Annotated in this window: 11 protein-coding genes and 1 rRNA gene; 9 read left to right on the top strand and 3 right to left on the bottom strand. The window is 69.5% G+C overall.

Features of this window, described 5'->3' with window-relative positions; genetic code table 11:
• The 9 genes from rrf to ACWCXB_RS27285 form a co-directional block, all read left to right on the top strand.
• A 5S ribosomal RNA gene (gene rrf / locus ACWCXB_RS27325) occupies positions 1-93 on the top strand; the annotation flags it as partial.
• A gap of 73 nt (positions 94-166) precedes the next feature.
• On the top strand, positions 167-811 hold the full coding sequence (locus ACWCXB_RS27320; RefSeq protein WP_450726407.1) for an HAD family hydrolase: 645 nt from the start codon (positions 167-169) through the stop codon (positions 809-811).
• Between the two features lie 43 nt (positions 812-854).
• Positions 855-2,075, top strand: a complete 1,221-nt coding sequence (locus tag ACWCXB_RS27315) for an MFS transporter (protein ID WP_450726405.1) — start codon at positions 855-857, stop codon at positions 2,073-2,075.
• On the top strand, positions 2,026-3,201 hold the full coding sequence (locus tag ACWCXB_RS27310; protein WP_450726403.1) for an acetoin utilization protein AcuC: 1,176 nt from the start codon (positions 2,026-2,028) through the stop codon (positions 3,199-3,201). Before ACWCXB_RS27315 ends, ACWCXB_RS27310 begins: the two co-directional genes overlap by 50 nt.
• 89 nt (positions 3,202-3,290) lie before the next feature.
• A complete protein-coding gene (locus ACWCXB_RS27305; RefSeq protein ID WP_450726413.1) occupies positions 3,291-4,106 on the top strand; it encodes a phosphatase in 816 nt (271 codons plus the stop codon).
• Positions 4,107-4,234: 128 nt separating this feature from the next.
• Complete coding sequence (locus ACWCXB_RS27300; protein ID WP_158687078.1) at positions 4,235-4,444, top strand: helix-turn-helix domain-containing protein; 210 nt, start codon at positions 4,235-4,237, stop codon at positions 4,442-4,444.
• A gap of 110 nt (positions 4,445-4,554) precedes the next feature.
• Positions 4,555-4,653 carry a 30S ribosomal protein bS22 gene (locus ACWCXB_RS27295; RefSeq protein ID WP_003948845.1) on the top strand — a complete coding sequence of 33 codons (99 nt, stop codon included), beginning with the start codon at positions 4,555-4,557 and terminating at the stop codon, positions 4,651-4,653.
• Between the two features lie 171 nt (positions 4,654-4,824).
• On the top strand, positions 4,825-5,934 hold the full coding sequence (locus tag ACWCXB_RS27290) for an NAD-dependent epimerase/dehydratase family protein (protein WP_450726401.1): 1,110 nt from the start codon (positions 4,825-4,827) through the stop codon (positions 5,932-5,934).
• Between the two features lie 25 nt (positions 5,935-5,959).
• Positions 5,960-7,132 carry a lysophospholipid acyltransferase family protein gene (locus ACWCXB_RS27285; RefSeq protein ID WP_450726399.1) on the top strand — a complete coding sequence of 391 codons (1,173 nt, stop codon included), beginning with the start codon at positions 5,960-5,962 and terminating at the stop codon, positions 7,130-7,132.
• 108 nt (positions 7,133-7,240) lie between these two features.
• On the opposite strand, the gene ACWCXB_RS27280 is transcribed toward ACWCXB_RS27285, so the two are convergent.
• The 3 genes from ACWCXB_RS27280 to ACWCXB_RS27270 all read right to left on the bottom strand — a co-directional run bounded on the left by ACWCXB_RS27280 (position 7,241) and on the right by ACWCXB_RS27270 (position 10,973).
• Positions 7,241-8,461, bottom strand: coding sequence for a DUF5667 domain-containing protein (locus ACWCXB_RS27280; RefSeq protein WP_450726397.1), 1,221 nt, complete (start codon positions 8,459-8,461; stop codon positions 7,241-7,243).
• 325 nt (positions 8,462-8,786) lie between these two features.
• Positions 8,787-9,629, bottom strand: coding sequence for an ECF subfamily RNA polymerase sigma factor, BldN family (locus ACWCXB_RS27275; RefSeq protein ID WP_450726395.1), 843 nt, complete (start codon positions 9,627-9,629; stop codon positions 8,787-8,789).
• A 390-nt stretch (positions 9,630-10,019) separates the two neighbouring features.
• Positions 10,020-10,973, bottom strand: a complete 954-nt coding sequence (locus ACWCXB_RS27270) for an HAD family hydrolase (protein ID WP_450726393.1) — start codon at positions 10,971-10,973, stop codon at positions 10,020-10,022.
• Between the last annotated feature and the right edge of the window lie 40 nt (positions 10,974-11,013).

Genomic DNA, 11,013 nt, shown 5'->3' with positions numbered 1-11,013 from the left:
ACGCCCGGTTACATTCCGAACCCGGAAGCTAAGCCTTTCAGCGCCGATGGTACTGCAGGGGGGACCCTGTGGGAGAGTAGGACGCCGCCGAACAAAATTTGGGCCGTGGCCCCTGGATTTCGATCCGGGGGCCACGGCCTTTTTGCGTTCTGGGTAGCTTGGTGCCATGCGCTATGACCTGGTGATTTTCGACAACGACGGTGTGCTCGTCGACAGTGAGTCGATTTCCAACAACATCCTGGCCGCCTATCTGACCGAGCTCGGGCATCCGACGTCGTACGAGGACTCCCTCCGCGACTACATGGGGGCTGCCGTGCACAGGGTGCACGACCTTGTCCTGGAGCGGACCGGGCAGCGGCTGCCCGACGATTTCGACGACACGCTTCATTCTCGCGTCTTCGCCGCCTTCAACCGTGAGTTGGAGGCCGTGGAAGGGGTTGTCGAGGTGCTGGGGAAGCTGGTCGCGGACGGGGTTCCGTACTGCGTGGCCTCCTCCGGGAGCCATGAGCGGATCCGCGTCGGGCACCGTAAGACAGGGCTGGATGGGTGGTTCCGGGGCGAGAACGTCTTCAGCGCCCAGGACGTGGGGCGGGGGAAGCCGGCGCCGGATCTGTTCCTGTACGCCGCCGAGCGCATGGGGGTCGCTCCGGAGCGGTGCGTCGTGGTGGAGGACAGCAGGCTCGGGGTGGCGGCGGCCCGGGCGGCGGGGATGGACGTGTACGGGTTCACCGCCATGACCCCGGCCGGGAAACTGGCCGGGGCCAACGGGTTCTTCGCGGACATGGCGGAGCTGCCGGGATTGTTCGCCTGATCCATCTACCCATGGGTAGTTGAGCGCCTTACGCTGTGCGGCCATGACGGATGCGCGGTTGCGGCGTGGTCGGGGCTCGTTGGCGCTGAGCTTCTTTGTGCAGGGGGTGACGTTTGCGCTGCTCGTGACGCGTATCCCTGCCATTCAGGACCGGTACGGGATATCCGACGGGCTGTTGCCCCTGTTCCTGGCGGCGGTGCCGATACTGGCCGGGGTCGGCAGTGTGGCTACCGAGACGGTTGTGGCGCGCGTGCGGCCGGGAGTCGTACTGCGGTGGTCGCAGCCCGTCGTGCTGCTGTCGCTGCTGGGCGTGGGGGCGGGCAGCGGGTTGTGGCAGGTGGCCGTGGCTCTGGGGGCGTTCGGGCTGGCGGTCGGTGCGCTGGACGCGTCCATGAACATGCTCGGGGTGAGCCTGCAGCGGGCGTACGGGCGCAGCATCATGCTCGGTTTCCACGCCACGTACAGCCTGGGCGGGATCGCCGGTGCGTCGCTCGCGTGGGCGGGGGCTCACTGGGATCTGCCGCTCGTGGTGTCGTATCTGCCGGTGGTGGCGGTGCTGTTGCCCGCTGCGCTCGTCGGGAGCCGGTGGTACGTGGACGGGGAGAGCGAGAGCCCGGGGCGCCAGGAGAAGGGGGCTCGGGGCGGGAAGGTCGCCTTCGCGGTGCTGCTGCCGCTGTGCCTGGTGATGACGTTCGCGTACATCGGGGATTCGACGGTCTCCAACTGGAGCGCCAAGTACCTCCAGGACGTGCTGGGCAGCTCGGAGGAGCTGGCGACAGTTCCGTACAACGCGTACATGGTGACGACGCTGCTGGGACGGGCCGTCGGGGATCTCGGGGTACGGCGCTTCGGTGCGGTGGCGGTCGTGCGGTGTGGGACGGTGCTGGCCGCGGGTGGATTCGCGGTGGTGGCGGTGGCGCCTGGGGCGTGGGTGGGGCTGGCCGGGTTCACTCTGTTGGGTCTTGGGCTGTGTGTGATCGTCCCGCAGACGTTCGCGGCGGCGGGGAGGCTGTTCCCGGGCGAGAGCGATGTGGCTGTCGCGCGGCTGAATGTCTTCAACTACGTGGGATTCCTGATCGGGTCGCCGTTGGTCGGGGCGCTCGGAGATGCGTGGAACTACCGGGGCGCGATGCTCGTGCCGATGGTGTTGGTGCTGGTGACGTTGGTGTATGCCCGGTCGTTCGCGGCGGAGTCCGACCGATACGGTGACGTTCATGAGCGGCCGCGCACTGTTGATGTGGGACGAGGCGGTAACGAAGTATGACTTCGGGGCCGGCCATCCGATGGATCCGGTACGGCTTGCGCTGACCATGGGGTTGGTGCGGGCGTACGGACTGGACCGCGCGGTGGATGTGGTGGCGGCGAAGCCTGCCGGGGAGTCGACTCTGCGTCTGGTCCACCGCGAGGACTATGTCGCGGCCGTGCGGGCGGCGTCCCAGAACCCGCGGGCGGCGGATCAGTCGTATGGGCTCGGCACGATGGACGATCCGGCCTTCGCCGGCATGCACGAGGTGTCCGCGCTGATCGCCGGGCAGTCCGTGGGGGCTGCGGAGGCGGTGTGGCGTGGAGAGGCCGCACATGCGGTGAACTTCGCGGGCGGGTTGCATCATGCGATGCCCGGCGCGGCGTCGGGGTTCTGCATCTACAACGACGCGTCGTTGGCCATCGCGCGGCTGCTGGAGCTGGGGGCGGAGCGGGTCGCGTACGTGGACGTCGATGTGCATCACGGGGACGGGGTGCAGGCGACCTTCTGGGACGACCCGAGGGTGCTGACGATCTCGCTGCACGAGCATCCGCGGATGCTGTTCCCGGGGACGGGGTGGCCCGAGGAGACGGGTGGCGCCGGGCCGGGGGAGGGCTCGGCCGTGAACGTGGCGCTGCCGGCGGGGACGGGCGACGAGGGGTGGCTGCGGGCGTTCCACGCGGTGGTGCCCGAGCTGCTGGCGGACTTCCGGCCGCAGGTGCTGGTGACCCAGCACGGGGCGGACACGCACTTCGAGGATCCGTTGGCCCATTTGGCGGTGTCGCTGGATGCGCAGCGACTGGTCCAGGAGGCGTGCCATGAGCTTGCCCACGAGTGGGTCGAGGGCGGGCGATGGGTAGCGCTCGGCGGGGGCGGGTACGCGGTGGTGGATGTGGTGCCGCGGTCATGGACGCATCTGGTGGGGATCGCCGGGCATGCGCCGGTGGACCCGGAGTCGGTGATTCCGTCGTCGTGGCGGGATGAGGCGTATGCGCGGACGCGGCAGTTGGGGCCTGGGCGGATGACCGATGGGCGGACGCCGGGGTGGCGGGGCTGGGAGGACGGGTACGACCCGGCGGACCGGCTGGACCAGGCCGTGCTGGCGACGAGGCGGGCGGTGTTTCCCCTGAGGGGGATGCTGGCGTAGGGGCGGTTTCTCGCCTCGCAGTTACGCCAACTGTGCGGATTTGCCGGGGTTTTGGGGCATGGCGCGGAGGGGTGCGGGAGCATCGGGGGGTGTTGAGCAGGGGAGCGTTGCGTGCGCATCTGTTGGCGGCGAGGCTGGCCGGGCCGGTGGCCACCTCGAGGGAGGAGAGCCTGCGGAGCTATCGGCTGTTCGCGGCGCGGGATCCACGGGTAACGCTCGGACTCGATCCCGAATGGGACTGGGGTGAGCGGGATTTGATCGCCCTGATGGCCGACAAGTGCGGGGTTTCGGGCGATCCCGGTCATGTATCCGGACCGGATGTGATCGATCCCGAAAGGACGTTGAGTGGGCTCGATGCCTTCGCCGAGCGGTTGGCCGAGGCGGCCGGACGGCGGGCCCCGGTGCTGTTCGGGACCGGGCATCCGCATCGGCTGCTCGCGTTCTACGCCGAGCTCGCAGACGCTTTGTCGGCGGCAGGGTGTCCCGTACTCACACCGGCGCAGGGGCGATGTGTCGACATAACGACCCGGTTCGGCGTACGCACGTACAACCTCGACTACGTACGAGGAGTCGCGCTGGTGCGGGAACCGGGCGCGTGGGACGCCGGGCGGGACACCGGCGCACATACCCACTCACCCCTCCCGATTCGGGCTGCCCTGGAGGGACTCGCCGAGGTCGGCGGGCCGCTGCCCGAGCTGGTCGTCGGGGATCACGGCTGGGTCTGCGGGGCAGGTCAACTGGGGTTCGATGCCGTAGGTCTCGCCGATACGGACGATCCCGCGCTGTTCGTCGGCGAGGCAGAGGGGCGTGTGTCGGTCGCCGTTCCGCTTGATGACGCGGTGCGGTCCGATTACTACCGGCCGCTTACTCGCTATGTACTCAATCGAGCGTGTCTGTCACAGTAAACGGCCGATGGCTGCTCCTCTTCCCCACTCGCACCACCCGCCCCTAGTCTGGTGAGTGAGCGCACAGCGACGAAGAGTCACCGGAGGGGAAGCCGGTGTGCGTCGGGTGCGGAAGGTACAGGTGGGTCATGGCTGCTGGCGAGAGGCCTCTCAACGAGGTCAAGTTCCTGACCGTGGCGGAAGTCGCCTCGGTGATGCGCGTGTCGAAGATGACCGTGTACCGCTTGGTGCACAGTGGTCATCTGCCGGCGATTCGGGTGGGCAGGTCTTTCCGGGTCCCGGAGCAAGCGGTTCACGAGTACCTCCGCGAGTCCTTTGTGGGGGTCGAGTCCGCCTGAGGCACCCCTCGGATTACAGGCTTGGAGCTCGGGCCGGTAGGCTAGGCCGACGTAGGTCGTGTGGGCCCAGACGCCCCGCACCGAGTGAAGAGAAGTGAGCGAGGGTAGTCGTGGGCTCTGTTATCAAGAAGCGGCGCAAGCGGATGGCTAAGAAGAAGCACCGCAAGCTGCTCAAGCGCACGCGCGTTCAGCGTCGCAACAAGAAGTAAGCGGCGCCTGTCCGTGAAATACGCGGCCCTTCCACCAGCATGGTGGGAGGGCCGCGGTGCGTCGTACGGCGTTGGGGGCAAAGAGCCGTGAAGACTGTCTGCGGTCATCACAGCGCAACATCAACCCGCTACGGTGACGCCTAGGGGAGAACCGAACGGAAGGCGCTGATCTTGGGCAAGGTCGTGCTCGTCACCGGTGTGGCCCGGCAGCTCGGGGGCCGTTTCGTACGCCGCATCCAGCGGGATCCCGAGGTGGACCGGGTGGTGGGTGTGGACGCGGTGACTCCCGAGCACGATCTCGGCGGTGCCGATTTCGTCCGCGCGGACATCCGCCAGCCGGCCATAGCCCGTGTGCTCGCCGAGCACGGCGTCGACACGGTCGTCCATATGGACGTCACGGGTACGCCGCTGGGCTCGGGCGGCAGGACCTCGGTCAAGGAGACCAACGTCATCGGCACCATGCAGCTGCTCGGTGCCTGCCAGAAGTCGCCCACCGTCAGGCGGCTGGTCGTCAAGTCCAGTACGAGCGTGTACGGCTCCGCGCCACGCGACCCGGCCGTCTTCACGGAGACCACCCCGCCCAAGTCCCTGCCGAGCGGTGGCTTCGCCAAGGACGCTGTGGAGGTCGAGGGGTACGTACGGGGCTTCGCGCGCCGCAGGCCGGACGTGGCGGTGTGCGTACTGCGCTTCGCGAACATCCTCGGGCCGCGGGCCGACTCCCCGCTCGCCGACTACTTCTCGCTGCCCGTCATGCCGACGGTCTTCGGCTATGACCCGCGGCTGCAGTTCGTCCACGAGGACGATGTCATCGAGGTGCTGCGCATCGCTTCCCACGAGCCGCGCCGTGGAACCCTCAACAGCGGCACGTTCAACATCGCGGGTGACGGGGTGCTGCTGCTCTCGCAGTGCTCGCGAAGGCTGGGCCGCCCGACGGTGCCGGTACTGCTTCCTGCGGTCACCTGGGTGGGTTCCGCGCTGCGTACGGTCGGGGTCACCGACTTCTCCCCGGAGCAGATCCGGCTGCTCACGCACGGCCGGGTGGTGAGCACGGTCCAGATGCGCGAGACCCTCGGCTTCACCCCCGCGTACACGACAGCGGAGACCTTCGCGGAGTTCGCGCGCAGCCGCGCGCCGGGGCTGCTGCCGCCGGAGACCGTGGCCAGGACGGTGGACAGGCTCGCCGCTCTGCCGGCCGCTGCGGGCTGCACCAGGAGGACGGCGGGCACCACCGCAGACACCACCGCGACGAGCACCGCGAACAGCACTCAGAGCGCCGGATAGCGTCGGATAAGGAGCGCAAGCAACGATGGCGGACGCCAAGGTCATTCCGTTCGACGACGACCGGTCACGCACGGGCGCGTCGCAACGCCCGGTGCGGCGGCGCCCCGGGGCAGGCCGGCGCAAGGCCGCCGAGGCGGTGGCGGTGCGCGAGGTGCCGGTCGGTGCGGTGCCTGGGCAGCCCGACAGAGAGCATCCGGGCGCGTCGGCTGTGGGCACAGCAGGTGCAGCCGGCGCGGGTGCGGGTACGGGAGGTACGGCGCGCGAGACAGGTCCCCTCTGGGACGCCGCGCGCGGCGTCCGGAGCGAGGGAGAGCCGCGCATGCCGGAAGCGGGCGACCAGGGCACCCAGGGCGGCCTGGGGGCCTGGGACCGGCGGCTCGCCGGCGGCCTGGCGTTTCTGCGGCGGCGGCTCACCGGCGACTACGAGGTCGACGAGTTCGGCTACGACAAGGAGCTCACCGACCAGGTGCTCATGTCACTCGTGCGGCCGCTGTACGAGAAGTACTTCCGGGTCGAGGTGAAGGGCATCGAGAACATCCCGTCGGACGGCGGGGCGCTCGTGGTGGCCAACCACTCCGGGACGCTGCCGCTCGACGGGCTGATGATGCAGGTCGCGGTGCACGACAAGCACCCGGCGGGCCGGCATCTGCGGCTGCTCGCCGCGGACCTGGTCTTCGTGCTGCCGGTGATAAACGAGCTGGCGCGGAAGGCCGGGCACACGCTGGCGTGCGCGGAGGACGCGGAGCGGCTGCTCCAGCAGGGTGAGGTCGTCGGGGTGATGCCCGAGGGCTTCAAGGGCATCGGGAAGCCCTTCAGCGACCGGTACAAGCTGCAGCGCTTCGGGCGGGGTGGCTTCGTCTCCACGGCGCTGCGGGCGGGCGTGCCGATCGTGCCGTGCTCGATCGTCGGGGCGGAGGAGATCTATCCGATGATCGGTAATGCGAAAACGCTGGCGCGGCTGCTGGGGTTCCCGTATTTCCCGATCACGCCGACCTTCCCCTGGCTGGGGCCGCTCGGGGCGGTGCCGCTGCCGACGAAGTGGACGATTCAGTTCGGGGAGCCGATCCCGACGGACGGCTATCCGCCCGAGGCGGCGGAAGATCCGATGCTGATGTTCAATCTGACGGACCAGGTGCGGGAGCAGATCCAGCACACGCTGTACAAGCTGCTCGTACAGCGCCGGTCGGTCTTTTTCTGAGACGCTCGGCCGACGGCGTATCTGAGTGTCCGACGACGTGACGGAAGGGGGTAGGCGCCCGGGCCTGGGCGCCTACCCCCTTCCATGACGTGACCGGCGTACCGGTCTCTAGCGGTCGTCCTCGGCGTCGATGCCCAGGCCCGGGAGCAGGCCCGGCAGCAACGGGGGGATCGTCACGTCCGGCATGGGGTCCGTGATGTCGTTGCCGGACGTGGCGGACGGTGTCGTGCTGTTCTGCGGGGGGTTGAGCAGGCCGCCCGTGTTGCCCCCGAGCAGGCCGTCGCCCGCCGTCGCGCCGGTGCCCGACGGATAGGGCCGGGTGCCGCCGTCCGACTGGCCCGCGGAGGGCGAGGACGACGACGGGTGGTCCGCACCGTACGAACTGGAAGGGCCCGTGGGGCCGTCGGGTGACGCTCCGGGGCGCTGGGATCCGCCGCTCTCCGTCTCGGGAGCGCGGGGCAGCAGCGACTGGAGCGGTCCGACTTCCTGGTCTATGGCGTCGAAGACCGAACTCACCTCGTTGCCGACGTCGGTGAGCTGGGCCGGAAGGCGGTTGCGCAGCCCGTTCCACGTATCGCGGTGTGAGTCGGCGAACGAGGACAAGGTCGCGATGGGGCCGAGCGAGCCGTCCCGCTCGTACGCCTGGTGGAGGAGTCGGTGGCCTTCCGTGGCGTCGTGGCGCATTCCGGTCAGGGCGCGCCTGACCTCGCCGACCGACTCGTGGTCCAGCTCGCCGGCCCGGGCGCGCTCCATGAGGCGGCGGGCCTCGTTGAGCCGTGTCGAGGCCTGGTCGAGGTAGATGGCGCCGCGGTCCGCGTCGTCGTCGGCCATGCCGAGCTTGAGGTCCTCCATGCCTCGTTTCAGCCCGTAGAGCGAGTCACCGGGGAGGGCGTCGGAACTGGCGGCGGCCACTCCGCTGAAGGCGCCCGCGGCGACTCCGACGGTGAGGCCGCCGGCCGCGAGCCCCTTGGACCAGCGGGAGCGCGGCCGCAGTTTCCGGAGCGGCGATGCCCGGTGGGCGCCGCGGCCGGATGCGCGCTGTCTCGGGACCGCAGGATCGGCGGACGCACCTCCTTCGGAGGCTGTGCCCTCCATGAGCATGGCCTCCATGGCGGCGACGAGCTGGGCTCGCTGCACCACCTTGACCTCGGGGTCCAACTGGGGCTTCGGCAGCTCACCGAGGCCGTTCGCCAGGGCCAACAGCCGCCCCTGCTCGGCCGGTTCGGCCGAATCATGGGGCTGCTCGGCCGCCGCGCCCCGGAGCGTCTGATTCTCCAGGGCCTGGGCGAAGGCGTTCGCCCGCCGGTGCGCCGAAACGTTCGCGATCACTGGCGGCACCTCCTCTCGTCATGACGGTCGACTCCCCGGGGGTTCCGGAAGGTTGCACGCCTTGAGCGCATCCACTCGATCGAGTGAGTGGCTGCGGGCAGGGCGTGACCGCAGGGAGTCTGCATTCCGCACAACGAGCGGCTCGGCAGTTGGGTTACGCGCGAAGGATGATCGGACCAGTGCGTCATCAGCCGCTCACGGGTGGTGAGTTGAAGGGACGGGACAGCGTGGGGGGCTTGATGTGGGGGACTGGTTCGTGGGGGGAATGCGTGGGGGAGTGGGGGATCGCGAGGGGGCGCGCGGGGTGGGGGAGTGAGCGGGAGGGTCAGCGGGCGTCGTCGGGGAGGAGCCTTGCCAGGGTACGGACGGCACGGTACTGAAGGGTCTTGATCGCACCTTCGTTCTTGCCCATCACGCGCGCGGTCTCGGCCACCGACATCCCCTGCAGGAAGCGCAGCGTGACGCACTCCTGCTGCTGTGGATTGAGTTTGCGTACGGCCTCGAGCAGCGCGGCGTTCGAGAGCGACTCGAGGACCGACTCCTCGGGGCTGCGTTCGACCTCATTGGCGTCGAGCATCTCGCCGGTGGTCACTTCCAGTCGGAAACGGCTCGACTTGAAGTGGTCGGCGACCAGATTGCGCGCGATCGTGACCAGCCAGGCGCCGAAGTCGCGGCCCTGCCAGGTGAAGGTGGAGATACGGCGCAGGGCGCGCAGGAAGGTCTCGCTGGTGAGATCCTCGGCCGTCGCTTTGCCGCCGACGCGGTAGTAGATGTAGCGGTAGACCGTGTCGCTGTACTGGTCGTACAGACGGCCGAATGCTTCGGCCTCGCCGGCCTGGGCGCGCTCGACGAGCTCCATCATGCGTGCGCTGTCGCTGTCGGCGCTGGGGCGGCGGGCCGTCGTCGAGGCACCGCCGCGGCCGCCCCGTCTGCCGACTTCCCGCCCGTCGCCCGCCCGCCGCCCCTCGACGAGGCCGCTGCGCGCCGACCCCTTGTCGATTCCGCCCGCCAGGGCGTAGCAGGGGCCGGCAGGGCCGAGGGCGGCAGGGCCCGGCGCGGCGAAGGCGGGGACGGCGTACGCGGTGGGGACGAAGCGGCGCAAGTGGTCGGCGACCGTTGCGCGCAGCGTAGCCAGGCCCGAGGCGTCAACCCCGACGTGTGGGTACACGGGACTCCCAGAGGCAGAGCTTCCATCACGAGCAGTGCGGGACCGTTCACTCGTCGTGGCGACGTGTGGGGTCCTTAATGCGTCTGAGGAGAATAACGCTTCGTACAGGCAGCGCTACACCCAGTTGCTCAAATCATCGATTCCGTCGCTTCTGTTACGTCAAAGCGACGGATCAAGTCGCAGGTTGTGACCGGTTATTGATCGGATTACTTCGTGATCTGCTGCGGCGCGTGATGGGTTGTGCTCATGTGCCCGTAACGGGACTGGCGGCGCGGGAGGGCGGGTAAGAAAAATGGAATGCCGCGCGCCGCGCGCCGCAGTCAGCAACGCCCGGTGACGGTGGTTCGGTTGTGCGTTCGCCGATCGCCTGCGCGTACGTCGGCGCCGGCTTCAGCGGCGGCGGCGGTGCAGGGCGACGGCCGCGGCCGTGCCGCCCGCCAGCGCGCCCACACCCGCAGCGGCCGGGATGCCGACCTTGGCCGCCTTGCGGCCCGTCCGGTAGTCGCGCAGCCGCCAGTCGCGCTCGCGCGCGTGCTTGCGCAGCTTGGTGTCCGGGTTGATCGCGTAAGGGTGCCCGACGAGGGACAGCATCGGGATGTCGTTGTGCGAGTCGCTGTACGCAGCACAGCGGGTCAGATCCAGGTTCTCGGCCGCCGCCAGGGCGCGTACCGCCTCGGCCTTCGCAGGGCCGTGCAGCGGCTCGCCAACCAGCTTGCCGGTGTACACGCCGTCGACGGACTCGGCGACCGTGCCGAGCGCGCCGGTCAGGCCGAGCCGACGGGCGATGATCGTCGCGGTCTCGACCGGCGCGGCCGTGACCAGCCACACCTTCTGGCCCGCGTCGAGGTGGGCCTGGGCCAGGGCCCGCGTACCGGGCCAGATGCGGTCGGCCATGTACTCGTCGTAGATCTCCTCGCCGATCGACATCAGCTCGGAGACGCGGTGGCCCTTGACGATGGACAGGGCGGACTCGCGTACGTCCTGCATATGGTCCGGGTCCTCGACCCCGGCGAGCCGGAACCACGTCTGCTGCCAGGCGAACCGTGCCAGCTCACGGCGCTGGAAGAACTTCCGCTTGTACAGGCCCCGTCCGAAGTGGAAGATCGCGGCGCCCTGCATGACCGTGTTGTCGAGGTCGAAGAAGGCTGCGGCGCGGACGTCCCCGACGACGGGGAAGTCCGCCTCCTTGCGCCTGGTGTCGGCGGTGTCCAGGGCTCCGGTCGCCGCGTGCGCGTCGAACTGCTGCGAGGACTTGCGCGCTGCCTCGGCGGCGGCCTCGCCTGCGAGGACGCTCCGGGCGGTCGCGGAGCGCCTACGGGGGGTGAGCCATCCCAGTGCGGCCATGGCGTGAGCATAGCCAGTCAGTTCCGAACTTCCCGACTCG

The organism is Streptomyces sp. NPDC001514 (assembly GCF_053597075.1).
Note: the sequence above shows the minus strand (reverse complement) of the source record. Positions and strands in the feature narration are given on the sequence as shown.

Coding starts and splice junctions, on each gene's coding strand:
- ACWCXB_RS27310 (WP_450726403.1), top strand. CDS start 2,026: ATGAGCGGCCGCGCACTGTTGATGTGGGACGAGGCGGTAACGAAGTAT.
- ACWCXB_RS27320 (WP_450726407.1), top strand. CDS start 167: ATGCGCTATGACCTGGTGATTTTCGACAACGACGGTGTGCTCGTCGAC.
- ACWCXB_RS27300 (WP_158687078.1), top strand. CDS start 4,235: ATGGCTGCTGGCGAGAGGCCTCTCAACGAGGTCAAGTTCCTGACCGTG.
- ACWCXB_RS27270 (WP_450726393.1), bottom strand. CDS start 10,973: ATGGCCGCACTGGGATGGCTCACCCCCCGTAGGCGCTCCGCGACCGCC.
- ACWCXB_RS27315 (WP_450726405.1), top strand. CDS start 855: ATGACGGATGCGCGGTTGCGGCGTGGTCGGGGCTCGTTGGCGCTGAGC.
- ACWCXB_RS27285 (WP_450726399.1), top strand. CDS start 5,960: ATGGCGGACGCCAAGGTCATTCCGTTCGACGACGACCGGTCACGCACG.